Annotated in this window: 18 protein-coding genes, 4 tRNA genes and 2 pseudogenes; 13 read left to right on the plus strand and 11 right to left on the minus strand. The window is 69.7% G+C overall.

Going from position 1 to position 26,163, the window contains the following annotated elements:
• Positions 1-81 precede the first annotated feature (81 nt).
• From hrpA to ACTWQC_RS12105, 6 genes are all read right to left on the minus strand, one after another.
• Positions 82-4,023, minus strand: coding sequence for an ATP-dependent RNA helicase HrpA (gene hrpA, locus ACTWQC_RS12080; RefSeq protein ID WP_443315622.1), 3,942 nt, complete (start codon positions 4,021-4,023; stop codon positions 82-84).
• Positions 4,024-4,319: 296 nt separating this feature from the next.
• Entirely contained in the window at positions 4,320-7,472 is a 3,153-nt protein-coding gene (locus ACTWQC_RS12085; protein WP_443315623.1) for an FG-GAP-like repeat-containing protein, read from the minus strand.
• Between the two features lie 530 nt (positions 7,473-8,002).
• Positions 8,003-8,076 (minus strand) — tRNA-Phe (locus ACTWQC_RS12090).
• 4 nt (positions 8,077-8,080) lie between these two features.
• Positions 8,081-8,155: transfer RNA gene (locus tag ACTWQC_RS12095), tRNA-Asp, on the minus strand.
• A 38-nt stretch (positions 8,156-8,193) separates the two neighbouring features.
• A tRNA-Glu gene (locus ACTWQC_RS12100) sits at positions 8,194-8,266 on the minus strand.
• Between the two features lie 94 nt (positions 8,267-8,360).
• Positions 8,361-9,989 (minus strand): metallophosphoesterase family protein, encoded by a 1,629-nt coding sequence (locus ACTWQC_RS12105; RefSeq protein ID WP_443315624.1) that lies wholly within the window; start codon positions 9,987-9,989, stop codon positions 8,361-8,363.
• A gap of 399 nt (positions 9,990-10,388) precedes the next feature.
• On the opposite strand from ACTWQC_RS12105, the gene ACTWQC_RS12110 reads away from it, so the two are divergent.
• The 6 genes from ACTWQC_RS12110 (at position 10,389) to ACTWQC_RS12135 (ending at position 15,340) form a co-directional block, all read left to right on the plus strand.
• Entirely contained in the window at positions 10,389-10,739 is a 351-nt protein-coding gene (locus ACTWQC_RS12110) for a metallopeptidase family protein (protein WP_443315625.1), read from the plus strand.
• Positions 10,740-10,756: 17 nt separating this feature from the next.
• The gene (crcB, locus tag ACTWQC_RS12115; protein WP_443315762.1) at positions 10,757-11,278 is read left to right on the plus strand and encodes a fluoride efflux transporter CrcB; all 522 of its coding nucleotides are present in this window, start codon (positions 10,757-10,759) and stop codon (positions 11,276-11,278) included.
• Positions 11,275-11,649, plus strand: a complete 375-nt coding sequence (gene crcB, locus ACTWQC_RS12120; RefSeq protein ID WP_443315626.1) for a fluoride efflux transporter CrcB — start codon at positions 11,275-11,277, stop codon at positions 11,647-11,649. Before crcB (ACTWQC_RS12115) ends, crcB (ACTWQC_RS12120) begins: the two co-directional genes overlap by 4 nt.
• A gap of 121 nt (positions 11,650-11,770) precedes the next feature.
• On the plus strand, positions 11,771-12,400 hold the full coding sequence (locus ACTWQC_RS12125) for a hypothetical protein (RefSeq protein WP_443315627.1): 630 nt from the start codon (positions 11,771-11,773) through the stop codon (positions 12,398-12,400).
• A gap of 269 nt (positions 12,401-12,669) precedes the next feature.
• Complete coding sequence (locus ACTWQC_RS12130) at positions 12,670-14,943, plus strand: DEAD/DEAH box helicase (protein WP_443315628.1); 2,274 nt, start codon at positions 12,670-12,672, stop codon at positions 14,941-14,943.
• Positions 14,944-15,267: 324 nt separating this feature from the next.
• Positions 15,268-15,340: transfer RNA gene (locus ACTWQC_RS12135), tRNA-Lys, on the plus strand.
• Positions 15,341-15,374: 34 nt separating this feature from the next.
• Here ACTWQC_RS12135 and ACTWQC_RS12140 read toward each other — a convergent pair.
• Positions 15,375-16,976: pseudogene (locus ACTWQC_RS12140) on the minus strand (tyrosine-type recombinase/integrase); the annotation flags it as partial.
• Entirely contained in the window at positions 16,973-17,776 is an 804-nt protein-coding gene (locus ACTWQC_RS12145; protein WP_443315629.1) for a helix-turn-helix domain-containing protein, read from the minus strand. The gene ACTWQC_RS12145 and the pseudogene ACTWQC_RS12140, both read right to left, overlap by 4 nt.
• On the opposite strand from ACTWQC_RS12145, the gene ACTWQC_RS12150 reads away from it, so the two are divergent.
• From ACTWQC_RS12150 to ACTWQC_RS12165, 4 genes and pseudogenes are all read left to right on the plus strand, one after another.
• Complete coding sequence (locus ACTWQC_RS12150) at positions 17,729-17,995, plus strand: hypothetical protein (protein WP_443315630.1); 267 nt, start codon at positions 17,729-17,731, stop codon at positions 17,993-17,995. The two genes, ACTWQC_RS12145 and ACTWQC_RS12150, sit on opposite strands and share 48 nt — an antisense overlap.
• Before the next feature lie 204 nt (positions 17,996-18,199).
• A pseudogene (locus tag ACTWQC_RS12155) lies at positions 18,200-19,054 on the plus strand (bifunctional DNA primase/polymerase).
• On the plus strand, positions 19,051-20,250 hold the full coding sequence (locus ACTWQC_RS12160; protein ID WP_443315631.1) for an AAA family ATPase: 1,200 nt from the start codon (positions 19,051-19,053) through the stop codon (positions 20,248-20,250). The pseudogene ACTWQC_RS12155 and the gene ACTWQC_RS12160 overlap by 4 nt, the downstream one beginning before the upstream one ends.
• 400 nt (positions 20,251-20,650) lie before the next feature.
• Positions 20,651-21,496, plus strand: coding sequence for a hypothetical protein (locus ACTWQC_RS12165; protein WP_443315632.1), 846 nt, complete (start codon positions 20,651-20,653; stop codon positions 21,494-21,496).
• Positions 21,497-21,539: 43 nt separating this feature from the next.
• Here the strand turns inward: ACTWQC_RS12165 and ACTWQC_RS12170 are convergent, their stop codons facing one another.
• From ACTWQC_RS12170 to ACTWQC_RS12180, 3 genes are read right to left on the minus strand one after another with little or no spacing between them, the layout of a single operon-like run.
• Complete coding sequence (locus ACTWQC_RS12170; RefSeq protein ID WP_443315633.1) at positions 21,540-22,265, minus strand: WbqC family protein; 726 nt, start codon at positions 22,263-22,265, stop codon at positions 21,540-21,542.
• A gap of 25 nt (positions 22,266-22,290) precedes the next feature.
• A complete protein-coding gene (locus ACTWQC_RS12175; protein ID WP_443315634.1) occupies positions 22,291-22,980 on the minus strand; it encodes a YdcF family protein in 690 nt (229 codons plus the stop codon).
• Between the two features lie 13 nt (positions 22,981-22,993).
• Positions 22,994-24,076, minus strand: a complete 1,083-nt coding sequence (locus ACTWQC_RS12180) for a helix-turn-helix domain-containing protein (RefSeq protein ID WP_443315635.1) — start codon at positions 24,074-24,076, stop codon at positions 22,994-22,996.
• A 120-nt stretch (positions 24,077-24,196) separates the two neighbouring features.
• Between ACTWQC_RS12180 and ACTWQC_RS12185 the strand changes: the two genes are divergently transcribed.
• Genes ACTWQC_RS12185 through ACTWQC_RS12195 form a run of 3 tightly spaced genes read left to right on the plus strand, consistent with a single transcriptional unit; the run spans position 24,197 to position 26,161 of the window.
• Positions 24,197-24,616 (plus strand): hypothetical protein, encoded by a 420-nt coding sequence (locus ACTWQC_RS12185; protein ID WP_443315636.1) that lies wholly within the window; start codon positions 24,197-24,199, stop codon positions 24,614-24,616.
• Entirely contained in the window at positions 24,603-25,127 is a 525-nt protein-coding gene (locus tag ACTWQC_RS12190; RefSeq protein WP_443315637.1) for a hypothetical protein, read from the plus strand. The genes ACTWQC_RS12185 and ACTWQC_RS12190 overlap by 14 nt, the downstream gene beginning before the upstream one ends.
• Entirely contained in the window at positions 25,037-26,161 is a 1,125-nt protein-coding gene (locus ACTWQC_RS12195; RefSeq protein WP_443315638.1) for an adenosylhomocysteinase, read from the plus strand. The genes ACTWQC_RS12190 and ACTWQC_RS12195 overlap by 91 nt, the downstream gene beginning before the upstream one ends.
• Positions 26,162-26,163: the final 2 nt, after the last annotated feature.

A 26,163-nucleotide genomic window follows, 5' to 3' on the forward strand; every position in this document is an offset into this window, starting at 1 on the left:
GCTGAGCTGCGTATTGCCGCGAGAAGAGACTGTACAGCAGTTCAGGGGGGCCGGTCGAACTCACTCCCGGCGACGGCGGCGCTACGGGACCGCGGCGTCGATCGCCTTCACGATCCGCTTGTCCGACACCGGATACGCCGTGCCCAGCGCGTGCGCGAAGTAGCTGACCCGCAGCTCCTCGATCATCCAGCGGATCTCCCGCACCTCCCGCGGCACCGGCTTGCCCTGCGGCAGCTGCTCCAGCAGCCACGCGTACTCGTCCTGCATCTCCCGCACCTTCGCCATCCGGGCGGTGTCCCGCTGGACGCCGGTGGGGAGCTGGGTCAGCCGCCGGTCGACGGCCACCAGGTAGCGCAGCAGGTCCGGCAGGCGGCGCGCGCCGTGGGCGGTGACGAAGCCCGGCTTGATGAGGCCGTCCAGCTGCTCCCTGATGTCCGTGAGGGCCGGGACGAGGGTGAGGCTCTTCGTCGCCTTCAGGCGGCGCTCACAGGACTGCCAGGCGGCCAGCACCTCCTGGACCCGGCGGATGGTGTCCATCGTGGCGTCCACCAGATCGGCCCGTACGGCGTCGAAGAGCTTGCGGAAGGACTCCTCGTCCCAGGCCGGACCGCCGTGTGCCGCCATGAGCTTGTCCGCGGCCGCCGTCACACAGTCGTCGAAGAGCGCCTGGATGGAGCCGTGCGGGTTGCTCGAGAGCGCGAGCTTCTGCTGGTTGCTGAGCTTGTCCTGGGCGAATTTGGCGGGGTTGGTCGGGATGTTGAGGAGGATCAGGCGGCGGGTGCCGCGCCACATCGCCTCGGACTGCTCCGGCTCGGTGTCGAAGAGCCGTACGGCGACCGACGTGCCCTCGTCGACCAGCGCCGGGTAGGCCCTGACGGGCTGGCCGCCCCGCCGGGTCTCGAAGGTGCGGGACAGCGCCCCGATCGTCCACTGGGTCAGGCCGCTGCGCTGCTCAGGGCCCGTATGGCCGGAGGTCTCGGCGGCCTTCTCGAAGGCCTTGGAGATCGCGGCGCGGGTCTTCGGCTTGAGCTTCAGCTTCAGCGCGTCCAGGTCCTTGTCCTCGGCCAGCCTGCGCCGGCGCTCGTCGATCACCCGGAAGGTGATCTTCAGGTGGTCCGGGACCTTGGCGAGGTCGAAGTCGTCGGCCGTCACGGGCACGCCGACCATGCGCTGCAGCTCGCGCGCGAGCACCGCCGGCAGCGGATCCTGCACCGGGACCGCTGAGTCCAGGAAGCGCCTGGCGAAGTTCGGCGCCGGGACGTAGTTGCGGCGGATCGCCTTCGGCAGGGACCGGATCAGCTCGGTGACCAGGTCCTCGCGCAGCCCCGGGATCTGCCAGTCGAAGCCGTCGGGGGTGACCTGGTTGAGCACCTGCAGCGGGACGTGGACGGTCACGCCGTCCGCGTCGGCGCCCGGCTCGAACTGGTACGTGACCCGGAACTTCAGCTTCCCCTGCCGCCAGGAGTCCGGGTAGTCGTCCTTGGTGACGGCCTCCGCGCTCTCGTTGATGAGCATCGACCGCTCGAAGTCGAGCAGTTCGGGCTCCTCACGGCATGTGTGCTTCCACCAGGAGTCGAAGTGCGCGCCCGATACGACGTGTTCCGGGACCCGCTGCTCGTAGAAGTCGAAGAGCGTCTCGTCGTCCACGAGGATGTCGCGGCGGCGGGCGCGGTGCTCCAGCTCCTCGACCTCGCCGAGGAGCTTGCGGTTGTCGTGGAAGAACTGGTGGTGGGTCCGCCAGTCGCCCTCCACCAGCGCGTTGCGGATGAACAGCTCGCGCGAGGTCTCCGGGTCGATCCGCCCGTAGTTGACCTTGCGCTGAGCGACGACCGGCACGCCGTACAGCGTCACCCGCTCGTACGCCATGACCGCCGCCTGGTCCTTCTCCCAGTGCGGCTCGCTGTACGTCCGCTTGAGCAGGTGCTGGGCCAGCGGCTCGATCCACTCGGGCTCGATCTTCGCGTTGACCCGCGCCCAGAGGCGGGAGGTCTCGACGAGTTCGGCCGACATGATCCAGCGCGGCGGCTTCTTGAAGAGCGCGGAGCCGGGGAAGACGGCGAACTTGGCGCTGCGCGCGCCCAGGTACTCGTTCTTGTCCGTGTCCTTCAGACCGATGTGCGACAGCAGGCCCGCGAGGAGGGAGGTGTGGATGCGGTCCGGGGCGGCGTCCTGGTCATTGAGATGGATGCCCATCGTCTTGGCGACCTGGCGCAGCTGCGTGTAGATGTCCTGCCACTCCCGTATCCGCAGGTAGTTCAGGAACTCGCTGCGGCACATGCGGCGGAAGGCGGAGGAGGACAGCTCCTTCTGCCGCTCGCGGATGTAGCGCCAGAGGTTGAGGAAGGCGAGGAAGTCGCTCGTCTCGTCCTTGAAGCGGGCGTGCTGCTGGTCCGCCTGCTGCTGCTTGTCGGACGGGCGCTCGCGCGGGTCCTGGATGGACAGGGCGGCGGCGATGACCATGACCTCGCGCACGCAGCCGTTGCGGTCCGCGTCCAGGACCATACGGGCCAGGCGCGGGTCCACGGGCAGCTGGGCCAGCTTGCGGCCGAGCTGGGTGAGCCGCTTCTTGGGATCCTTCTGCTTCGGGTCGAGCGCGCCGAGCTCCTCGAGGAGCTGCACACCGTCCTTGATGTTGCGGCGGTCGGGCGGGTCGATGAAGGGGAACTTCTCGATGTCGCCGAGCCCGGCCGCGGTCATCTGGAGGATGACGGAGGCGAGGTTGGTGCGGAGGATCTCGGCGTCCGTGAACTCCGGGCGGGAGAGGAAGTCGTCCTCGGAGTAGAGGCGGATGCAGATGCCGTCGGAGGTGCGGCCGCAGCGGCCCTTGCGCTGGTTGGCGCTGGCCTGCGAGATCCGCTCGATGGGGAGGCGCTGGACCTTGGTGCGGTGGCTGTAGCGGGAGATCCGGGCGGCGCCGGGGTCGATCACGTACTTGATGCCGGGGACGGTGAGGGATGTCTCGGCGACGTTGGTGGCCAGGACGATCCGGCGGCCCGGATGCCGCTGGAAGACGCGGTGCTGCTCGGCGTGCGAGAGCCGGGCGTAGAGCGGGAGGACCTCCGTGGCCCGCAGGTTCTTCCTGTTGAGCGCGTCCGCGGTGTCGCGGATTTCCCGCTCGCCGGAGAGGAAGACGAGCATGTCGCCGGGCCCCTCGGCCTGGAGCTCGTCGACGGCGTCGCAGATGGCCGTGACCTGGTCGCGGTCGCTGTCGTCGGAGTTCTCCTCCAGGAGGGGCCGGTAGCGCACTTCCACCGGGTACGTACGGCCGCTGACCTCGACGATCGGGGCGTCGTCGAAGTGCCGGGAGAAGCGCTCCGGGTCGATCGTCGCCGAGGTGATGACGACCTTCAGATCGGGGCGGCGGGGCAGCAGCTGCGCGAGGTAGCCGAGGATGAAGTCGATGTTGAGGCTTCGCTCGTGGGCCTCGTCGATGATGATCGTGTCGTACTGGCGCAGCTCACGGTCCGTCTGGATCTCGGCGAGCAGAATGCCGTCGGTCATGAGCTTGACGAGGGTGTCGTCGCCCACCTGGTCCGTGAAACGGACCTTCCAGCCGACGGCCGCACCGAGCGGCGTCCTGAGCTCTTCCGCCACGCGCTCGGCGACGGTGCGGGCCGCGATCCGGCGCGGCTGGGTGTGCCCGATCAGGCCCCGGACCCCGCGGCCGAGCTCAAGGCAGATCTTGGGGATCTGCGTGGTCTTGCCGGAGCCGGTCTCGCCCGCGACGATCACGACCTGGTGGTCGCGGATCGCCGCCAGGATCGCGTCCCTCTTCTGGCTGACGGGGAGGGTCTCGGGGTACGTGACCTCGGGCACGGCCGCCCGGCGGCCCCCCAGCCGGACTTCCGCGCGCTCGATCTCCGCCGAGATCTCCTCGAGCACGGCCTGCCGGGCCTCGGGCTTACGGATCCGCCGCGCGCCGTCGAGCCGCCGCCCGAGCCGCCGCTCGTCGCGCAGCGTGAGCTCGGGCAGCCGCTTCTGCAGGGCGGCGAAGGCGTTAGGGGAAGGCGAGGAAGTAGGCATACCTGGTCAAGGATCGCACCTCGCGGAATCCCTGGGCCAATGGATTCCCCCGCGGGGGAGGGGCCGGGTCGGCCCGGCGCATGCGGGGGCGGGCCTCCGGCCCTGCAGAGCAGGTCTGGGGACGCATCGTGGGGGCCTGGCCGGAGAATCGCCGAGTACATGACCGCCGACAATGAGCCCATCCGCTCCCGGAACATCCGCACCTTGTGCTCTACGTGCTCTGCCCGTCTTTCGTCGTGCCCCCAGCGATTCCCTCGCCGGGGGCACGACATGCGCCGAGCGATGGCTACATGTGGCTAGAACAGGCCCGTGTAGCCCTGCCACCCGGTGGCGATCTGCGTACGCGAGCTGAACGACCCGTTCCCCTTGCCGTCGTTGCGGTAGAGGTTCCCGGAGGTGTCGCGGACGACGAGGTCGCCCTTGCCGTCACCGGTGATGTCGCCGACGCCCACCATCGCGTTGTAGGTCTTGCCCCACGACGTGAAGACGGTGACCCGGTCCTTGAACTGGCCCGCGCCCGTGCCGTCGTAGCGGAAGAGCGTGCCGTCGCTGCGGCGGGCGAGCAGGTCGCCGAAGCCGTCGCCGTTGAGGTCGCCGACGCCGGCGATGCGTGTGTACGTGGTCCAGGCGGAGCGAATCTTTACCCGGCTCTTGAAGCCGCCCGCGCCGTTGTCGGCGTACAGGTAGACATCACCCGTGGAGGCTTGACGTGCGATGAGGTCCGTACGGCCGTCGCCGGTCAGGTCGCCGGGCGCGGTCAGCACGTCGTACTGCTGCCAGCCGGTGCTGATCGCCGTGTAGGCGCTGCTGGGGCTGTAGCCGCCGCCCGCGCACTTGCCCGTGTAGCGGCGCAGGGTGCCCTCGGGCGTACGGACCAGGAGGTCGTTGCAGCGGTCCTTGGTCAGGTCCCCGAAGGGCACGGTGTACGTCCCTGCGGGCCAGCCGGAGCCGGACGCCTTGCTGCCGAAAGCGCCCTTGCCGTCGCCGTAGTGGGTGGTGAGGTAGCCGGAGGGGCTGAGCGTCACGAGGTCGCCCGCGCCACCGTTGAGGTCGTGATGGCCGCGCATGCCGCCCGAGAGCGTGAAGGTGCCGGACAGCGAGAGCGCGGCACCGCTGCCGTCCTTCGGGGCGGCACTCAGCTGCCACGTGTACGTGCCGTCGGCGGCGTACGCCGAGTCGGAGACCTTGCCGTCCCAGGCGACGGAGAGAGCCGCACCGTGCTGGCCGGCGTCCAGGGTGCGCACCACCTTTCCGGCCCGGTCCTTGACCTCGACCGTGGCCCCGGTGGCGGGCTTGGAGAGCTGCCAGAAGCCGTTCCACTCCTTGTCCGTGGCCGACTTGAGGTCGACGGACCTCTCCGGGTGCGACTCGATCTTGACGAGCGGCGAGGTGGGAACGCCCGAGCCGACGGCGTTCATCGCGCCCGCCTTGTCGCCCCTGCCCGGGACGTAGGCGACGCCGCCACCGAAGCGGTCGACCGCGTAGTACCCGCGGTTGAACCAGGTGTTGATGTCCGCCACGTCGCGCGTCTCCACGGAGCCGTCGGCGGTGTGGAAGTCGAGAAGCTGGAGTTTGCCCACCGTCTCGTCGTGCCGGACGACGTAGCCGTCACCGAGCTCGCCGCCGCTGGGGACATCGATGTTCCGCCGCGTCGTACGGTCCCAGACGCCGGAGGCATTGGGCTCGCCGGAGACGCCGCAGCTCCAGTAGACCCAGCGGCCGACCGCCTGCAGATCGGTGAAGGTGCACTCCTTGCCGACGGAGAACGACTCGGTGGTACCGGTCTTCAGGTCCGTGGCTTTGACGGTGCCCGCCGTGTCCCCGGGTGTCCAGAACTTGGTGCCCCACACCGCCGACGCCGAGGCGGGGCGGGTGAGCAGGACCTTGTCGTCGCCGGATTTGTCGAGGTCGACCACGTACTGGGTGTGCTCGCCGAACGAGGACGTATAGCCCTCGCCGTAGACCACATAGCGGCCGGAGGCGTCGAGCACCGATCCGTTCGTCGCTGTGCGAACGGTGACGCCGTCGTCGGGCCCGGTGCGGGCCTCGACACCGTTGGCTCCCGGGGTGGTCGACTGGTACGCGAATCGGCCATCGCCGGTGGCCACGGCACCGTTCCCGGCAGTGCCGCCCGTACCGTCCGTGCTGAGCGGCGGCTGCGCCACCAGGCTGTGCTGCCCGGCCGTGGGGTTATCGCCGAGTTCTATGTGGCGCCGGTAGAGGGAGGGCAGGTAGTTCGCGTCGGGCGACTGGAACGCGAGGTCGCCCGCGGCCAGGGTCACGGCGCCGAACGTGCCTTCCTTCGGCTGGATCGCCCGCGCCTTGGTGACGTCCAGGCTTCCGTCCGCGGCCTGGCTGACGCGGTGCACGGCCCAGTCTCCGGCCGAGCTGCCGCCCGGCGCGAGCATGGCGCCGTCCGGCGTCGCGGCGAGGGCCGTCCGGGCGTGCGGCAGCAGCGTCTTCGCGTCGCCGCCCGCGATCGGCCGAGCGAGCAGCGGCTCACCACGGTCCTTGGGGGCGTCGCTGTTGCGGAACGACCGGGTCTGCCGATTCGACACGATCCAGTCGCCGACCAGTTTGAAGAACGACTCCTGGTCGTACGACGACGGCAACGGCACGGTGGACTCGGCGCCGCCCAGGCTGTCCCTGCGCAACACGTGCACCTGCTGGTCGCCGTAGCGCGGATCGAACCAGGCGACGTACTTCTCGGAGATCTCCACCTGGCTGTCGCCACTGCCGTAGCTGCGCGGCACGACGGCCGTGATCTCGCCGGTCGACAGGTCCACCAGGCCGAAGCTGCCCGTGGAGTCGCCCGAGACGCGGATCGCCAGGGTGCCCGCGCCCCAGCCCAGCGCGGTGACCGCGCTCGGCTTCACCCCGTTCTCGCCGGTCACCGGGGTGTCCGTGAGCTGCCCGTCCTTCATGCGCAGCAGGTGCAGGGCCTCGATCTCGCGGGAGCTCGTCCAGCTTGCGCTCAGCACGGTGTCGCCGTAGTTGCCGTGGTACGTATGGCCTTCGGGCAGCGTGAACGTCGTGGACGTACCGGCCTTCATGTCCTTCAGCTCGACCGACCTGGTCGCCGTCGTGTACACCCCGACCACGTCGGACGGGGACCCCAGGATGCGCTCCGCCGAGCTGTCCGCCGGGTCGGCGCCGATGGGCTGCGGGTCGCCGTCGGCGGTCATCCACTGGTAGCCCGTGGCGGTGTTGACCGGGTCGTCGCCGTCGCGTTCCACCCGGGTAAGGTGACCGGTCGTGCCCGCCATCGCCAGGCCGTAGCTGCGCGGCATGTACCGGTCCGGCGCCGGGATCGTCAGCGCCGCCGGTTCGGCCTGAGCGCCCTGGATGAGAAACGGAGCCGCGCCGCTGGCCACCGCGAGGGCGGCGGCGGTTGCGATGCCCGTGCGTATGAGTGTGCGTCTGCGGCCAGGCGTGTGCTGTCCTGTCACGCATTCCTCCAAGTGTTAAAAGACAGGCAGCGTCCAGCGGGAGTCGACTCGACCGCGCGTCCACCTGTCAGGAGCGCGCGAAGGTAACACAAGAGAAGTTTGCGATTCCACTAAGTAGCCATGTCACCCCAAACCGGTGGAGAGATGCAGCAAGCAGGCCGTCCGAAAGAGATGGTCCCGCTTTCAGCGATCAGAGCGACCGACATACTCTCTGTTGCTTCGCTCGTCCTACGGGAGATTCGTGCGCCGTCTCCGCCTCGACCTGTCCCTGGCCTCGTGCTCCCAGGGGCAGGAGCGGGCCGCCGCCGGCATGCCGCCGCGCATCGTCCGGCAGATCGTCGGTCACAGCGACATCGGCGTGACGATGAAGGTCTACGCGCACGCCTCGCTGGATGAGCAGCGGAAGGCGCTCAGGAAGCTGGGGAGACGCTGTCCTGAGAGCCGTGGGCGTACCGGTTGGCGTAACCGACACGAAAACGCCCCCGCCGATAGATCATCAGTGGGGGCGTTTGCCCTGGTGAGGGCTGCGGTGGCTGGGGCCGGGGTCGAACCGGCGACCTTCCGCTTTTCAGGCGGACGCTCGTACCAACTGAGCTACCCAGCCGCAGCGGTCCTGACGGGATTTGAACCCGCGGCCTCCACCTTGACAGGGTGGCGAGCACTCCAAACTGCTCCACAGGACCAAGCTTGTGCGAGGACCAGTCTCGCACAGGATCTTGCGTGCCCCCAACGGGATTCGAACCCGTGCTACCGCCTTGAAAGGGCGGCGTCCTGGGCCACTAGACGATGAGGGCTGATGGCCCACCTGAGCGCTTATCGGCGCCGTCGGGGACGTGAGAAGCATATGGGATGGGGGGAGCTATCGCCAAAACTGTTTCCCGAGGGTCCTTACTCGGATGGAGAGACCGATCGGGAGACGGATGGAGAAGGGGCCGCACCAGGCGTGTTGTTCTCCGGGAGATGGCGGCTGACCTCCGCCGTCGAAAGGCCGAGGCCGCCCAGCGTGATCTCGTCCCAGGCCTGGAGCGTGCGAGTGTCCCGGTCCAGGTAGAGGACCGAGGCCTCCACCGGGTCCGGCTCTTCGCCCTCGACCGCGCGCAGCCCGCTGCCGCCCGTGGAGCCCTCGGTCCTCAGCCGGGTGCCGTGCTCCATGAGCGTGTTCGTACGGCGGTGGATGTGGCCGGCCAGGACCAGCGGGACCGTGCCGTCGGTCTGCTCCGCGGCGACCGGGTTGTGGGCCAGGGCGATGTCGACCGGCTTGCCGACGGCCTTCTGGACCCGCAGCGCGGTGGCCAGCTCGCGGCCCACTCGCTCCTCGGCCGGGTCGCCCGCGGCGACGACCGAGCGGTCCGGGGTGAACTGCGGGTCGCCGATGCCCGCGAGCCGCAGCCCGGCCACCTCCACCGTCTTTCCGTGATCCAGGACGTGGACGTTCCGTCGCCCCTCCATCGACTTCTGGGTGGCGGCCGAGTCGTGGTTGCCGCGCACCCAGACGTAGGGGGCGCCGAGGCCGGGGATCGGGTCGAGGAAGCCGTTCTCGGCCGCCGAGCCGTGGTCCATGGTGTCGCCGGTGTCGACGATCACGTCGATCTCGTACTGCTCGACGAGCGACTCGATGAGGTGCCAGGCGGCCGGGTTGAGATGGATGTCGGAGACGTGCAGGACGCGGACGGTGGTCGGGTCGGGCTGGTACGCGGGGAGGGTGGACGTGACGTCGTACAGCTTGGTCATGTTGGTGACGAGCCGGGCCAACTCCTGCTGGTAGACGTCGAAATCGCTGACGATGCTGCGGGCGTTGCCGACCACGCTGGGGGCCGAGGACAGCAGCCCGGAGAACTTCGGCTCCAGGACGGACTTCGGGTTCCACGTCGCGTACGCGAGCCCGCCCGATGCGGCGAGCAGGGTCAGCGCGAGCCCGCCGGCGGCGAGCGCGCGGCGCGGCTTCCGGTAGACGGCGAGACCGAGTGCGCATGAGCCGGACACGACGGCGACGCAGGAGCGGAGGGCCAGGTCGAAGGTGCCGGCGGCCACGTCGTGGGAGACCTCGTCCTGGAGGCCGGCGATCCGTTCGGGGTGGTTGACCAGCGCGGCGGAGCGCTCGGGGTCCAGCTGGTCGACGTCGACGTCGAGCCTGATGGGGGCGGCGTGGCTGCGGAGTTCGAGCGAGCCGAGCGGGGAGACGTTCACCTTGGTGCCGCCGGTGAGGGAGGGGCGCAGCGTCATCCGGGTCTCCATGGGCCCGACGGGCGTACGGACGCTGCCGACGATCAGCAGCCCGAGCCACGCGCCGAGCAGGACGACGGATATCAGGCCGAGGGCGCGGGCGTAGGGGTGGGGTGTGTGGGTGAGCGCGACCGTCGGGGACCGGTATCCGGGTGCGGAGCCGGTCGCGGTCGCGACGCGCTTGGCGAACGCCCGCCAGCGCCGCTGCGCGCTCGCGCCGACTGCGCGCAGTGAAGTGCGCAGTGGACGTAGTAGATGCGGTAGATGGGGCGACCGGGGAGATGCGCGGTCCATTGGGGCCGTATGCCCAGAGGGTGCGGGCGCCATGCGGGGTGGCCTCCCGGCCGGGGAGCCACCCCGCGGGACGTTGCGCGTCCTCGGGGGCGTGGCCCCCGGGCGATGCGCGTCCGTGGGGTTCTGCGAAGTTCGCGCCGCGAGGTCCGCGCCACTCCACAGGACCGTGGCCGTTGCGCGGCACTGCGGCCAGCCCTTGCGGCGGGCGCGGATCATTTCCGCCGCGGACGTCGACCGGTGCGGTCGGGGCCGCCGTACCCGTTATGTGCTTCGTGGCCCCGAGACCGGGGCTCCCGACCTTCTCGCCGGGCCCGGCCCGGCCCGCCGCGCCCGGCGCGGTGAGCGGGTCGGTTCGGGGTGCGGGCTCCGTCGGGGGTGGGTTGGCGGAGAATGAGACACGTGCTGGAGATGACGCGTGATGAGTTCGAGGAACTGGTCGCCGAAGCCCTCGACCGGATTCCGCCGGAGCTGATGAGGCTGATGGACAACGTCGCGGTGTTCGTCGAGGACGAGCCGCCCACGGACGATCCCGAGCTGCTCGGGCTGTACGAGGGGACGCCGCTCACCGACCGCGGTGAGTGGTACGCGGGCGTCCTGCCGGACCGGATCACGATCTACCGGGGCCCGACGCTGCGGATGTGCGACACCCGCGAGGACGTCGTTTCCGAGACCGAGGTCACCGTGGTGCACGAGATCGCCCATCACTTCGGCATCGACGACGCCCGGCTGCACGCCCTGGGGTACGGGTGAGCGGCGCAGGCCGGGAAGTGCGGCGGCGCCCGCCGGAGCCGCACGGGGCGTCCGCCGCGACCGAGGAGTACCGCGGCGAGCCCGTCGACCCCGACGTCGATCTCCACGTCGCCGCCGACCGGGCGGAAACCGCGGGCCACCGCCTCTGGCAGGTGCTCGCCGTGATCGCGATCGGCGGCGCGCTCGGAGCCAGTGCCCGGTACGGCGCCCAGCTCGCCTGGCCCGCCCCCGAGGGCTCGTTCCCGTGGGCCGTCTTCGGCGTGAACGTCAGCGGCTGCGCGCTGATCGGCGTGCTGATGGTGCTGGTGAGCGAGCACGGAGCGGGCCACCCACTCGTACGGCCCTTCCTCGGCACCGGCGTACTCGGCGGCTACACCACCTTCTCGACGTACGCCGTGGATCTGTCCGAGCTGCTGGACCGCCGGGAGGCCGGTACGGCGCTGGCGTACGCGGCCGGAACGCTCGTGGCCGCGCTCTGCGCGGTGTGGGCCGCGGCCACCGCGACGCGCGCGGTCGTGAGAGCGGAGGCGCGGCGGTGAGCTGGCTGCTGGTGGCGGCGGGCGCGGCCGTCGGCGCGCCCCTGCGCTACCTCGTCGACCGCGCGGTGCAGGCGCGGCACGACTCGGTCTTCCCCTGGGGGACCTTCGTCGTCAACGCCGCCGGGAGTCTGGTGCTGGGCGTGCTGACCGGCGCGGCCTCGGCGGGAGCCGCTTCCTCGCAGGTGCAGTGGCTGCTGGGAACCGGCCTGTGCGGGGCTCTGACGACGTATTCGACCTTCTCGTACGAGTCGCTGCGGCTCGCGGAGCGCGGCTGGGGGTTCATGGCCGTGGCGAACGCGGTGGGCTCACTGCTGGTCGGGCTCTGCGCGGCCTTTCTCGGCGTGACGGTGGCGGAGGGACTGTTCGGCTGAGACTGGCGACTTCGGCAGAGACATGACATTTTTGCCCGCCGCGCGGGCCGTGTCCTGGCCGGGGGAGGGGGAGTTGAGCACGGCGAACTCTGTCCAGCCGCCACGCCGGAGGTGCCCGCACGTGCTCTTGTTCCCCGACCGCCGCCTTCCCTCCCGTACCGCCGCCGCCCGCAGGCCCGGCGCGCGCACGCCGGTCCGCCGCCTGGCCGCCGCCGCGCTCGTGCTCGCGGCGGCGACGGGCTGCATGAGCGTGAGCGGTGCGGAGGACGCGAAGCGGACCGGTCCGGCCGGGCACCCGGGCGGGGCGGCGAAGCCGGACGGCGGGGTGGCGGTGACCAACGGCGGCGCCGGCGGGGACGTACGGAACGGCCGCGCGGGCGGCAGCGGCTCGGCGGACGGTGGGAGCCAGGCGTGGGAGGGCGGCGCGCAGGGGGACGGGAAGGGCGCGGGTGCGGGCGCGAGCCCGTCGAGCGACCGGGCGCGCCCGGGGACTTCGGACGTGCGCCCCGGCCCCTCCGAGCCGTCCGGGTCCACGGCCTCGCCGACGGGCGGCACCGCGTCACCGAAGCCCAGCGCCACCTCGTCGCAGTCGCCGCCGGAGCCGTCGGAGTCGAGCCCACAGCCGAGCGGGTCCACGCCTCAGTGGTCACCGCCGCCGGGCTCCGGCTCGGACTCCGGCTCCGGCTCGCAGGACTCGCCGACGGCGCAGCGCGAGCCCGACGCGACACCGCAGTCCGAGCCCCTGACGTAGAGCCGCGCCATCGGTCGCCGGGCGAAGCCATGCGGAACCACGCGGGAGCCACCCGGGGTGGCGCACGTCTCCCCGGAGCGGGTTTGCCTGCGGGGCCGCCGGGTGCGTATGGTGGTAGATCGTTTGATCCCATGTTGCCCGGCGCCGAACCGAAGCGCGCCGTGATGGCGCGTTCCTTGTCCTTGCCGTGGCTGACCGCATAGAGGCGGTCGTATGCGAATCACGGAGTTTGGGCGCGTGCCGAGACTCCGGAAGGTTTCGCATTTCGCATGTCTGTTTCCGCTACTGACCAAGCCGTCGTGCCCGAGAACGGTGAGAACGGCCAGGTCGCCGAGGCTGCCGACGCCACCGAGGCGCCGCAGACCACCTTCGCGGACCTGGGCCTCCCCGAGCCCGTCGTCCGCAAGCTCGCCCAGAACGGCGTGACCACCCCGTTCCCGATCCAGGCCGCGACCATCCCGGACGCCCTGGGCGGCCAGGACATCCTGGGCCGAGGCCGTACCGGCTCCGGCAAGACCCTCTCCTTCGGCCTCCCGCTGCTGACCCAGCTGGCCGGCGGCTACACCGAGAAGAAGCGCCCCCGCGGCCTGATCCTCACCCCGACCCGCGAGCTCGCGATGCAGGTGTCGGACGCGCTCCAGCCCTACGGCGACGTGCTCGGCCTCAAGCTCAAGGTCGTCTGCGGCGGTACGTCGATGGGCAATCAGATCGGCGCCCTCGAGCGCGGTGTCGACATCCTCGTCGCCACCCCCGGCCGGCTGCGCGACCTGATCGACCGCCGTGCCGCCGCGCTCGACAAGGTGCAGATCGCGGTCCTCGACGAGGCCGACCAGATGGCCGACATGGGCTTCCTGCCCGAGGTCACCGAGATCCTGGACCTGGTGCCGCCGGGCGGTCAGCGGATGCTGTTCTCCGCGACGCTGGAGAACGAGATCGACACGCTCGTCAAGCGCTACCTCTCCGACCCGGTCACCCACGAGGTGGACGCTGCGCAGGGCGCGGTCACGACCATGACCCACCACGTCCTCGTCGTGAAGCCGAAGGACAAGGCTCCGGTCACGGCCGCCATCGCCGCCCGCAAGGGCCGCACCATCATCTTCGTCCGCACCCAGCTGGGCGCGGACCGCGTCGCCGAGCAGCTGCAGGACGCCGGGGTGCGGGCGGACGCGCTGCACGGGGGTATGACGCAGGGCGCCAGGACCCGTACGCTCGCCGACTTCAAGGACGGGTACGTGAACGTGCTCGTCGCAACGGACGTCGCCGCGCGCGGTATTCACGTCGACGGCATCGACCTGGTCCTGAACGTCGACCCGGCCGGTGACCACAAGGACTACCTCCACCGGTCGGGCCGCACGGCCCGCGCGGGCCGCAGCGGCACGGTGGTGTCGCTGGCTCTTCCGCATCAGCGGCGGCAGATCTTCCGGCTGATGGAGGACGCGGGCGTGGACGCCTCGCGCCACATCGTCGGCGGCGCGGGCGCGTTCGACGAGGACGTGGCCCGAATTACGGGCGCGCGCTCGCTCACCGAGGTGCAGGCCGAGTCCGCCTCGAACGCCGCCAGGCAGGCGGAGCGCGAGGTGCACGACCTGACGCGGGAGCTGGAGCGGGCCCAGCGGCGGGCGGCCGAACTCCGCGAGGAGGCCGACCGGTTGACGGCGCGGGCTGCGCGGGAGCGGGGCGAGGAGCCGGTGGCTTCCGCGGCTTCGGCGGCTTCCGCGGATTCGGTGGCTTCCGCGGCCGCTCCGGCCGGGGCCGGCGAGGTCTCGGGTGGGGCCCCGGGTGAGGTTTTGGCCGAGGTTCCCGCCCAGGCGGCGCCCGCTGCCGGGTCCGGGTCCCGGGCCGGGACTGAGGCCGTGGTGACGGAGGCGTCCGCTACGGCTCCGGCCGCGAAGCCGGTGTCGTACGAGCAGCCGCGCCCCACCTCGTACGAGCGGTCCGGCCGCCGTGACTACGACCGCCGCGACGACCGCCCCTCCGCGCGTGACCGCAGGGACGACCGGCGGGACGATCGTCGGGACTACGACCGGCGGGACGAGCGGCCGTACAACCGTGACCGCCGGGACGGCGAGCGCGGCGGCTTCCAGCGCCGTGACGATCGCGGTGACCGTGGCGACCGGGGTGCCCGCGGTGGATTCCAGCGCCGTGACGACCGCGGCGGCTTCGGGGGGCGGGACCGTGATCGTGACCGCGACCGGCGCGACGACCGCCCGTTCGGCCGCGACCGCCGTGACGACCGCGGCGGCCGCCCGTTCGAGCGCCGCGACGACCGGGGCGCGCGCTTCAGCAGTCGTGACCGTCGGGACGACCGTCCCTTCAACGGCGACCGCCGGGACGGCGAGCGCGGCGGCTTCGGCGGCGGCCGCTCCTTCGAGCGCCGCGACCACGGCCACCGCGACCACAACCACCGCAGCGGCGACAGGCCGTTCAACCGCGACCGCCGCGACGACCGTCCGGCCCGCCGGGACGACCACCGCGGTGGCAGCACGGGCGGCCGCTCCTTCGACCGCCGCGCCGACAAGCCTCGCTGGAAGCGCAACGGCTGACGCCTGCGCGAGCCGCCGCTCGCGTCGCACAAGCCGCTGACCAGGACAAGCGGGCCCATCCTTCACGGACGGGCCCGCTTTTCTCGGCGGCACAGCTGCGGCGAGCTGGTCACCCTCAATGGCTCGAGCGGTCTGACGCGGTCATCTGACGCGGGCAGCCGACAGACATACGGTTGGCTCGGGGCGGGGGCGCGCCTTGAGCGCAGGCCTCGCAGGACTGCGTGCTGTTCTGCTGGGCCGGCGCCGGTGGCGCTGGGCGGCCCGCGGCGATACCCGATCGGCTGCCCGGCCCAGCCCCGCTATGCTCGGGGGGAGCACGATCGCGGGCCGTTAGCTCAATTGGCAGAGCAGTGGACTTTTAATCCATTGGTTGTGGGTTCGAGTCCCACACGGCCTACCGCCCGCGGGTCGGGGGAAACCTCGTCTGACCTGCGCTTGAGCGCCCTGTCCGGCTTCCCCGGGCGGGGCGCTTTGCCGTTTCCGGGCGCCTTGCTGGCCCCATGTGAGCCCGAAGTGAGCCCGGCGGTACGACGGGCCTGCCGAGGAACGAGCCGCGCGGCGTCCTCGGCCGCCTTCCGCGCGACCTCCGGCAGCACGCTCGTGTACGTGTCGGACGTGATCGTGATGGACGAGTGCCCGAGCATCTCCTGCACGACCTTCATCTCGGCTCCCGCCGCGAGGGCGAGCGTCGCCGCGCCGTGGCGCAGGTCATGCAGCCGGATCGGCGGAAGCCCGGCCTCGGTGGCGAGCCGCAGGAACTGGTCGGTCACCCATGCCGAGTGCAGCCACTCGCCGTTGTCCTGCGTGAAGACGCGGCCCGTCTCGACGTACGCCTCGCCCCACTTGAGGCGCTCCTTCATTTGGCGCTTGCGGTGCGCCTTGAGGACATTCACCGTCTCGGAGTCGAGGGCGACGACGCGTTCCCCGCTGTCCGTCTTGGGCGCGGACTCCTCGATCTTCCATCCACGCTGTACGAGCTGCTTGGCGACCGTGAGCGTCTGCGCCCGCAGGTCGACGTCTGCCCAGCGCACGCCGCATGCCTCGCCGCGGCGCAGGCCGCGGAACGCGATCAGGTGGTACAGCGCGTAGAGGCGGTGCTTCGCGGCCCGGTCGAGGAACGCGCCCGTCTGCTCCGGCGTCCACACCATGACCGGCGACGGCTTCTCGCCCGTCCGCTGCCACTGCGCGATGCGCTCCTCGGTCCATACGAGGGCCTTCGGGCGCTTGCCGCTCTCCAGCTCGACATGGGCCGCCGGGTTGAAGGTGATCAACTGTCGCGCGATGGCGTCGTTGAGTGCGGCGCGCAGGGTGGCGCGGATGCGCTGACGGCTCGCCGCTCCCGTGATCTTCCGGAACGGCTTCATCTCGGCGAGCTTCGCGCGCTCCTCGGCCAGCCGCGCCCGCTCGGCCGCCGTGGGCCGTCCCGGCCTGGTTGGCTTGCATCGCGCGATCTGCTCGCGGCGGTTGGCGTTCTCGGCAAGCATCTCCTCGTTCTGATCCTCGATCGCGTCGAACATCTCGAGCAGGTGGCCGACGGTGAGGCGGTCGAGGCGCAAGTGTCCGATACGTGGCTTTAGATGTACGCGGATGTGCGAGGCGTAGCCATCAAGGGTCGAGTCCCGGCGCCGCTTCCCCGAGAGCCACTCGTCGAGCCAGTCGGCGACCGTGATGCGCGTGGTGAGGGACTGCCCCGACCGGAACCGGCGCTTCGTCTCCTCGTAGTCCGGTATCGGCTCCCGCTTGGATGCCACGGACTCGAGGAGGTCGCCGATCCGCAGGCGGCCGTCGGGGTCGTCGTCCTCCGGAATGGTGAGCAACGCACGCACCTTGTCGAGGTCGGTCTGTGCATCGCTCTTGGCCGCGTAGCCGTTGCGGCGGAAGGTGCGCCGCTTGCCGTCCTTGTCGGCGGGCAGCTCCTGCCGGATGCTCCACAGGCCGTGGCGCCTGTTGGTCAACTTCGGGCAGGACTTGCCGTACTGCTTGCCGGTCTCGGGGTTGCGGCAGGCGCAGCGGCGGAACGTGGACCCCTTCACTCGTACTCCTTTGCAAGGTCGGCGAACACCGCGTCGTACGTGTGCAGGTGGGGTACGGCGATGCCGTGCTCGGCCATGACGTCAGCCGTCTCCCGCAGCTCGCTGTAGACATCGCGCGCCATCATCCGGTGCAGACGCGCGGAGTCCACCAGGCTCTTGCGCACCTTCTCGTTCTGCGTCTTCCGAGCTCTGTCCTCATCCTCGATGGCACGGAACATGAAGGCTGAGACCTGTTCCACGGTCTCGTAGAAGGTCCGGTACAGCGTCGATGACGCGTTGTCGAAGTTTTCGAGGTCGCCGCGGATCGGCAGCGCGCTGCCCTTGGTGTCTCGGTCGCCAGCCGCCCACAGGAAACCGCCCCACGTGTCGCGCCGGCGATCTGGGAGTACTTCGCAGACCTCCTCGTAACCGACGGGGAACACGAGGAGCAGTGGAGGCACGTCCAGGGCAGCGGCGAGAACGAGGACTTCCGCCACAGTGACGGACGTTCGGCGCCCGTTTTCGAGATTCGAGATGACTGCGCGGGGGATGTCCATGCCCACGGCCGAGCACAGGTCGGAGAGCTGCTGGGCGCTGATGCCGCGCATGGTGCGATACCGGCGTACTTCCCCGGCGATCCGGTGGGCTAGACGCGTAGGCCAATCTGTTTGCTCCATGGTGAAGCAATTTATTGGATAGGTTGGCTCTCGGCAAGCTAACCCGATACGGTGTTCGAAGATCAGTCGACCTTGATCAGGAGGTGCTCGGTGTCGATGGCCCATGCCATGGAAGGGGCGGAGGTGCCCCGGGGAATGACGCATGCCGAACTGATGGACCTACCGGTGAGTTTCCCGCTCGACGTCGCGAACCGCGCGCTGAACCTTGGCCGCACGACGGGATTCGCCCTGGCCAAGCAGGGCACGTACCCGATTCGCGTGCTGCGCCTCGGGCGGCAGTACCGATGCACGCGTTACGACTTGCTGCGCTACCTCGGCCTCGAGGTGGACAGCGCCGAGGCTGTCGACCAAGCGGCGGCCTGAGCCGTGCCCCGGTTCAGCGATTCCGGCGCTGACCGGGGCGGCCCAAGTCCCAGCACACAAGCACCGACAGCGGAATCGGCGACGCCGGGTGGCAGCCCGTATGGCGTCGCCGACTCATTGAGAGGCACTGTCTTGGACTACCCCCAGTCAAGCACGCTCCCAGAGCCGGGAGCGAGCAGTCGCAGCGCGAAGCGGGTCGAGCAGGTGCTCGCCCTCGCCGCGCGCGGCTGGCACGTTTTCCCGCTACGCCCCGACGACAAACGCCCCGCGGTGGCGCGATGGGAGCAGAGAGCCACGACCGACGAAGACCGGATCACGCGAGCATGGTCGGAAGGACCGTACGGCGTGGGCATTACGTGCGGCCCGTCCGGGCTCGTCGTGGTCGACCTCGACACCGCCAAGGGCGTCGAGCCGCCCCAGGAATGAGCGCAGCCGGGTGTCACGGACGGGGCCGACGTGCTCGCTGTCCTGTATGAGCAGCATGGCGAGACCTTTCCGTTCGGCCGCTCGCCGGTCGCGCTGACGGGCTCAGGCGGGATGCACATCTACTACCGCGCCCCTGCAGGGCAGGACGTGCGCAACAGCGCGGGCCGTAACGGCTGGAAAGTCGACGTGCGTGCGCTCGGCGGGTACGTGGTCGCCCCGCCGTCCATCGTTGCCGGCCGCCCTTACCGATGGGCTGGCGACCTCGAGACCGGGCTCGCCGAGCTGCCTCCATGGATCGCCGACCTCGCCGCGCCCACGGCCGCGGCTCCCCCCGTGGTGCGCCCTGCCCTGCCGTTGAGCCTGCGGGATGCCCGCGGGTACGGCATGACCGCGCTGCGGCGCGAGGTCGAGACCCTGCTGCGTGCGCAGCCGGGCACTCGGAACGACACCTTGCACCGCGCCGCGTTCAGTCTCGGCACCCTCGTCGGCGACGGACGGCTCAACCCTCGCGCTGTGGCCGAGGCACTCGGCGAGGCTGCGCGGCTCATCGGGTTGGGCACAGCCGAGGCCGAGAAGACGATCGCCTCGGGCCTCAACGCCGGGGCGCAGCACCCGAGGAGGTCAGCCGCATGAGTGACCAGGCAGCCGCGAACGCGGCGACCATCCTCGAGAACCTGACCGAAGATCCCGTGCCCGCGCCGGCTGCGCCGATGGTGCGCGTGGTTCGCCTCTCCACGGTGCGGCGCAAGCCGATTACGTGGCTGTGGGACCGCTACATGCCCACTGGGAAGCTGACCCTCGTCGAGGGCGACCCCGGCGACGGGAAGTCGACGATGACCTGTGACCTCGCCGCCCGGATCTCCGCCGGTCGCCCGATGCCGGACGGCTCGCCTACCGTGCCGGTCCTGTTCCTCACGGCCGAGGATGGCGTCGAGGACACCATTGCGCCCCGCCTCGAGGCTGCTCGTGCGGACATGGCGCGCGTCATGGTGCTGACCGAGATCGGCGAGCAGGACGAGCGTGGAGCGGTTCACGCGCGCCCCGTTGAGCTGCCGGCCGACCTGCCGCACCTCGCCCGCATCATCCGGGAAGATGGCGTGCGCATGGTCGTCATTGATCCGCTGATGGCCTTCCTTGCCGGGGTCGACTCGCACAACGATCAGAGCGTGCGCCGCGCCCTGCACCCGATCTCCAAACTGGCCGAAGAGACTGGGGCCGCGTTCGTTGTGGTGCGCCACCTGAACAAGGCGTCGGGCGGAAAGGCGATGTACCGGGGCGGCGGCTCCATCGGCATCATCGGCGCCGCTCGTGCCGGTTATCTGATTGCCCCCGACCCCGACGACGAGGGCGGACCGCGGCGGCTCATGGCTCCGGTGAAGATGAACATCGCCGTAAAGCCGCCGACCATGGTCTACCGGGTCGTCGACGCCCCCGAGTTCGGCTGTGCGCGCGTCGAGTGGGACGGGACGTCCGACTACCGCGCCGAGCACCTGGTCGCCGCCGAGACGGACGACGAGCGGCAGGAGAAGAAGGAGGCCACCGACCTGCTGCGCGAGTTCCTCGCCGATGGGCCGCGCCGCTCCAAGGAGGTCGAGGAGGAGGCGCGCGAGGCATGGGGAATCAGCATACGAACCCTCAAACGTGCACGTCAGAAGCTCGGCGTACGGGCGTTCAAGGACGGCAAAGAGTGGTGGATGGAAATGCCCGAGAACGCTCGCGAGGACGGGAAGGGGGCAAGGGGGCCACTCCCCGAGACTGGCACTGTTGCCCCCTTGGCTGTTGTTATTGACGACTCTGCCGAGGTGCTCCAACTGCCGGATGCCTCCTGATTGCTCAACTACCGCCCGTCGCCCAGGTGTTCTTCCGAGGCGACGGGCGTCGCGTCGCGACCGGTCGCGTCCTTACGCGCGGGCGCGCGCGAATACACCGAGGCCCTTGACAATCGCGATGCCGCATCGACCGGTCGATGCCCTCCCCACGCGCGCGAGGCGCCGCGCATCCGGGCAGGTCCCTGGGGGATGCCCCTCCCCTCCCCCTCGGGGACCGCAAGCGTGTTGCGGCTCGCCAGATGTCCGAGTTTGGGAGAGCCGCCGCCACCGCACGAAGTCAAGCAGCGAAGGCGGCAAGCCCGCAGCGAAGTCCCGGGCCAGACGCCCCGCCGCCGTCCCAATGAGCCGCATCCGGCCGGTGGCTGACTCTGTACCAGCTCCTTGGTTCATCCAAGAGATCATGTTCGGCATGGACCTTCAAGGGATAGGCGCGATGGCAGCTGCGGGCGTTGCTCTAATCGGAGTGCCAGCTGCCCTCGTGGTCGGTCGGTGGCAGTTGAATGCCGCCGTCCGTAATGCAGAAGCAACGAGTAGAGCTGGCCTCGCTCAAGCAGAGTCCGCATATCGTGCTGCAGTCGATGCCGTCCAAGCCGAGGCGAACGCAGCGCATGTGCAGTGGAGGCGTGGCGTCCAGCGGGAGGCGTATGTAGCCTTTCTCCTTGCTGTTCACCACGTCAAGGTCGCGTACGAACGTCTCGTCCTGGATAGTGAAGAATTGCAGCCTTTGAGTGTACTTAGGGAGCGTGAGGGCGCAATTGAATCTGCTCTGGCGGATGTCAAGAAGACTCAAACGATCATCGAACTTGAGGGTCCGGACGACGTTGCCGCACCAACCGCTGGAATGGCTGATTCTATAGCGACCCTTGCCATGTGCTATCGGCGAGAAGCCACCTATCAGCGGGCGTACTGGGAGTTGAGCAGAGCGTCAGAAGACGGGGCTCACCCGATGAATCAGGTAGCTCAGGAACTTCTGCAACAGCTCTCACGCTTGCGGCTACTTTGCTCTCGCCCTACTCCTACTGAGGATCAGGTGAGCAGTGCCCGAGAATCCTGCTTTGTAATCGCCCGCAGAATTGAAGGCGAATTCATTGACGGTCTTGATTTGCATCTTCTGATCGAGGGTCATGAATCTCGCTCGCCTGCATTGGGTCGAATGGCTGTTGATGCACAGAATTTCTTTGATGAAGCCGAGGTGCGCTTTATTAGGGCGGCTAAAGCTGAGCTCCATGGTGGTTTCGACTTCTGATCTCCGTCGCATCGTCTCAATGCTGATCGGATAGCAGCTGAGTCTATGCGTGCGGCTCGACCGCGTTTTGCTGCACTGAAGCGACGCTGCGCAGAGCCTCGGCAAGGCTGCGCGGCCCGATGGATGCGATCGGCCACAGGGCACTGACTTCTCGGGCGAACTGCCAGACGGGGGTAACGGCGGGCGTGCGGAAGGGCACAACGGTGATGCGGTGGCCGGCGAATGGCTCGACATCGAGGTAGCGCATTCCGCCCGTGCCACAGAGGTAGACCGTGCTGCCCGTCGCCGCGGCGAGGTCGGCAAGGCGCTGAGACCGGCCGTCGTGCGCCGGTAGGGCGCTGCTGTGCAGGACTTCGCCGCGCCAGCCAACCGAGGCGAGCAAGGCGAGGGCGGATGCCTCGGCGATGTCGGCCGTGCGATCCGTCGCCTCGAAGCGGTCGAGGACGGGCTCGAGGACGTCCTGTAGGGCAGGCCAGTGGCGGCTACGGCCGTAGTGTTGGCGGACGAGCTCGGCGACCCTGCGCCGGCATCTGTGCGGCTCGGCGAGGCGCGCCTCGAGGATCAACGTCGAGCGGCCTCGGGGAAGGTGTGTCGACAGCGACAGCCATTGTCGGGCGCAGGGATCTTTTAAGCTTGCCAGTCGGGCGCGGTGCTGGTAGTCCCGTCGTGCGAACTGCACGTCATCGAGGATGATCCACCGGTCGGCCGCGTACAGCTTCGCCAGGGTGGACAGCCGGGGGAAGAGGTTCGGCTGGTGAATGGCGCACACCGCGCCCAGCCGCGCGGGGGCTGGCTCAGGACTCGAGCAGTCGGCTGTCGAATCCGGCGCGCAGGAGGCGCTCGTATGCGGCATAGATATCACCCGGTACTTCCTGCTCGATGGCGAACCCGAACTTCGGGTACTCGATAACTCGTTGCAGGTCGCCGACCATCGTGTCGATGACCAACTTCTCGTCGCCGATGCTCTTGACGTAGTCGGCGAAGTCCAGCGGATCGGATGCACACACGACCTCGACCTCGGGCCACACCTTGCGGCATGTGGCATAGGCGCGGCGCTCCATGTACGGCATGGCGATCAGCATCACGGACCCGACTTCGATGCCTGCCTCGCGCAGCACCTCACGCGAGAACGTGATGTTCTGCCCGGTGTTCCCGGCATTGGGCTCGAGGAGGATCGCATCGGCGGGTACGCCGAGTTCGAGCGCGTGCTCGCGGAAATGCACGGCCTCGCCGCGAGGGTAGAGGGCTGCCGTGCTCGGACTGTTGCCGCCACTGAACACGAGCACGGGGAACAGGCCAGCGTGGTACTGCTTGGCCGCGAACGTCGCCGCTCCGAGATCGTGGCTGCCGAGACAGATCGCTGCCGAGCAGGGGCGCGGCTCGTGCCCCGTCTGGTGAAAGTCCCAAATCAGCTTGGCGTCGTTCCACTGCGCATCGGTGATTACGCGCTGCTCGCGGTCCGGCACTGACACTCCCTGGTTCATCCTTGCTGGCCACTTACCTCGACAGGGCGGCCGACGGGCCGTCGCACGACCGCCGGATGCCCTCGATGCTGCGTAGCTGGTGGCTCAGCCCGTACTGGCTCGCCACCTGCGCCGCGCCGTCGAGAACGGATAGCCCATCATCCCGGGTGGCCGGGTCGGACAGAAGGATGTGCCCGTGTGCGGTGTCCAGCCGCACACGCTGCATGGGGGAGTCGACTGTGCCGGTCGAACGCGCGATGTCGATGTACTGGAGTGCTCGGGTGAGGTCGCCGGTCCCGCGGTAGGCGAGAGCGATCTTCTGATGGGCGACCGACCAATCCTCGGGCTCCGCCAGGTCCTCGAAATCGTGAGTCGCGGTCGTCATCACCTTGACCGCGTAGTCGTTCTTCCCGCCCTTGCTGAGCGCCGTACCCACCCACAGACGGGCTCGGGCGCGGTCGCGCCCGCTCAGCCGCCCGTCACCGGCGAGCCGCTCGTACTGCCGGGCGGACGCCTCGAGCTGCCCCGACATCTCGTCGACCACGGCGAGCGACAGCTCGATCTGCGCGACGCGACGCGGAATGTCGAGCTCAGCGAACAGGCTGCGGGCGGTGTTGTAGGAGTGGTGCGCCGAGAGGGGGCCGAAGGTCGCGCCCTGGTCGCGTTGGACGTCGCCGAGGAGGACGAGCGACCGGCCGTAGAGGTACAGGCCCTTGTCGTCGAGGACGCGCGGGTCGTGGCGGCCGAGCCAGCGGTTCAACAGGTTGGACGCGAACGAGAAGTTCTGACGGCTCAGGCTCACGATGGCGCGGTCGATGTCCTCCGTCCATGTCTCGTAGTCCGCTGCGCGAACTGAGTTGCCCCCTGCACGACCGTCCGTGGAGCCGGAGAGCAGCGCCTCGAAACGCCCGCGCGCCAGCGTGTCAGCTCGCGCGAGCGCGGTGTCGAGGATGGCCTGCGTATCCGGCCGCGGAACGGTGTCCGCGCCGAGCTTCTCCCACTTCGCCACCGTGCGCAGAGCGACGCCCAGGTGCTCAGCGAATGCGCGCGTACTCATCCGAAGCGCGGCGCGCAGGGCGCTCGCTTCGCGGCCGGTCCACTGCTGCACGCTGATCACAGGCTGCCTCCCTCTTGTCATGTATGGAAGCAGGCTGCGTGATTGCTCTGGCACGGAAGTGCAACGGAAGTGCAACGCCCGGTCATTTCGAGGACGTTGGTTCGCCGAGACGCTCGAGCCATGGAACCCATTACAGAGCGACGCCCGGTGAACGGCCCTTACGTGTACGGCTACTTGCGCCGGACGAGCAGCGAGGCGCGGCTCGCTGCCCTCGCCGACTCGCTCGCCGAGCACTGCCGACAGCACGAGCTGACGCTGTGCGGCCTCTTCATGGAGCGCGGGGCGGTCACCGAGGTACGGTCGCCGGCTTTCGTAGGGCTGCTCGACGTTCTCACGCTGCCGGACGCGTACGGCGTTGTCCTGCCCGCGCGTAGCCACCTCGGACCGAAACGCATCGCTGCGGAGCGCGAACGGCAGATAGCCCAGACGAGCGCACGTCTGATCGTGGTCCGCTCCACCAAGCCGAGGCGCGGCGACAGGCGTCCAGTCGATGCCGGTCCCGTCGTCAGGCAGAGAGGGGCGCGTGATGTCCCTGCGTGAGGCGCTGCGCGCCGCACCGCTTGTCGATGACATCCCTGGGGTGCACCTGCTTGCGGTCGGCCACGAGTGGGACGTCGTACGGGTCCCTGCCGACGCTGGATTCCTCGCGCTCGCGAGGCTGCGAGAGGCCGAGGAACGGCTCGGCCCGGTGCTCTATGACAGGCCGGGCGAGCGCCTCTATTTCGCCGTTCCGACCGGCAGCCGGGGCGCGTGGGCCGGCCTGCCGGTGCGGCTGCTGTCCAAGGGCTCATGGCTTGTTGCCCCGAGCCCGGACCGCTCCGACGAGTGGTTCGGCGGGTGGTGCGAGCTGCCCGACGACGAGACGCTCACCGCCCCCGACACGCTGCGCCGTGCTCTCGAACAACCACAGATCGACTCAGCACCACAACCCGTGATCGTCGCAAGGGAGGAGAGGCAGGAATGGAAACCTTCGAACGCGCTCGACTTGACGCCTACTTCGGGCGCATCGCCGCGCGCTTCGCTCCCCCGGAGCGTCCGGCATCGTTCCTGATCACGCACTTACTGCCGGAGCGCCCGGCGTTCGTGCGGGGCGTGGCGAGCGTGACCGACCTGCGCGCCGTACTGCCCAAGCCGAAGTCCGTACAGGCCGAGGCACGGCGCCAGGTCGAGGCCGAGGGGCACGCGTGCGACAGGCTGACACGCGAGATGTTCGCCGACTCGGATCGCGCCCTACGCTACGTCGAGGCGCGCGCCGCCGGCCGCCCGGTCGTGCTGCTCGACGTCGGCGGGTACTTCGCTCCGGCCCTCGACGCGCTGTGCGACCGCTTCTCGGGCCGCATCCTTGGCGTGGTCGAGGACACCGAGAACGGGCACAAGCGGTACGCCGAGCGCGACAAGCTGCCCTGCCCGGTCGTCTCGGTGGCCCGCTCGCCGCTCAAGGACCCCGAGGACTTCCTCGTCGGGCAGTCGGTCGTCTTCTCGACCGAGGCCCTGATGCGCAGCCGTAGCGACATCCTGCACGGCCGTACGGCGCTCGTGATCGGCTTCGGCAAGCTGGGCAGCTCCATCGCCCGTCTGCTGCACGCCAAGGGCGTACGAGTGACCGTGTACGACATTGACCCCGTGCGCCGCACACAGGCCCTCTCACAGGGCTTCACGGTGGCCCGCGACCGTGCGAGTGGCCTCGAGGACGCCGGGCTCGTCCTATGCGCGACGGGCTCGCTTTCCCTGCGCGGCGAGGACTTCCCGCGGCTGCGGAACGGGGCATATGTGGCGACCGTGACCAGCAGCGAGGACGAGCTCGAGCTCGACGGCCTGCCGGACGTCTACGAGCGTGCCCACATCGGGGAGCACGTCACCCGGTACCTGACGACCGGCCACTACTTCTACCTGCTCAACAGGGGCAATGCCGTCAACTTCCTGCACGGGGCGAGCGTGGGACCGTTCATCTTCCTCGTGCAGGCCGAGATACTCGCCGCTTCGGCCATGCTCGCCCGCGGCGAGCTGGACCCCGGTATGCACGAGATCAGCCCAACCGACCGCGCCGCCATCGCGGCGATCTGGCTCGACTACTTCAACCGATAGGA

Source organism: Streptomyces sp. 8N616 (assembly GCF_052246385.1).
In the GTDB taxonomy this organism is placed as follows: domain Bacteria; phylum Actinomycetota; class Actinomycetes; order Streptomycetales; family Streptomycetaceae; genus Streptomyces.

Coding starts and splice junctions, on each gene's coding strand:
- hrpA (WP_443315622.1), bottom strand. CDS start 4,023: ATGCCTACTTCCTCGCCTTCCCCTAACGCCTTCGCCGCCCTGCAGAAG.
- ACTWQC_RS12105 (WP_443315624.1), bottom strand. CDS start 9,989: ATGGACCGCGCATCTCCCCGGTCGCCCCATCTACCGCATCTACTACGT.
- ACTWQC_RS12130 (WP_443315628.1), top strand. CDS start 12,670: ATGTCTGTTTCCGCTACTGACCAAGCCGTCGTGCCCGAGAACGGTGAG.
- ACTWQC_RS12150 (WP_443315630.1), top strand. CDS start 17,729: ATGGCCCATGCCATGGAAGGGGCGGAGGTGCCCCGGGGAATGACGCAT.
- ACTWQC_RS12145 (WP_443315629.1), bottom strand. CDS start 17,776: ATGCGTCATTCCCCGGGGCACCTCCGCCCCTTCCATGGCATGGGCCAT.
- ACTWQC_RS12160 (WP_443315631.1), top strand. CDS start 19,051: ATGAGTGACCAGGCAGCCGCGAACGCGGCGACCATCCTCGAGAACCTG.
- ACTWQC_RS12165 (WP_443315632.1), top strand. CDS start 20,651: ATGTTCGGCATGGACCTTCAAGGGATAGGCGCGATGGCAGCTGCGGGC.
- ACTWQC_RS12175 (WP_443315634.1), bottom strand. CDS start 22,980: ATGAACCAGGGAGTGTCAGTGCCGGACCGCGAGCAGCGCGTAATCACC.
- ACTWQC_RS12185 (WP_443315636.1), top strand. CDS start 24,197: ATGGAACCCATTACAGAGCGACGCCCGGTGAACGGCCCTTACGTGTAC.
- ACTWQC_RS12190 (WP_443315637.1), top strand. CDS start 24,603: ATGTCCCTGCGTGAGGCGCTGCGCGCCGCACCGCTTGTCGATGACATC.
- ACTWQC_RS12195 (WP_443315638.1), top strand. CDS start 25,037: ATGGAAACCTTCGAACGCGCTCGACTTGACGCCTACTTCGGGCGCATC.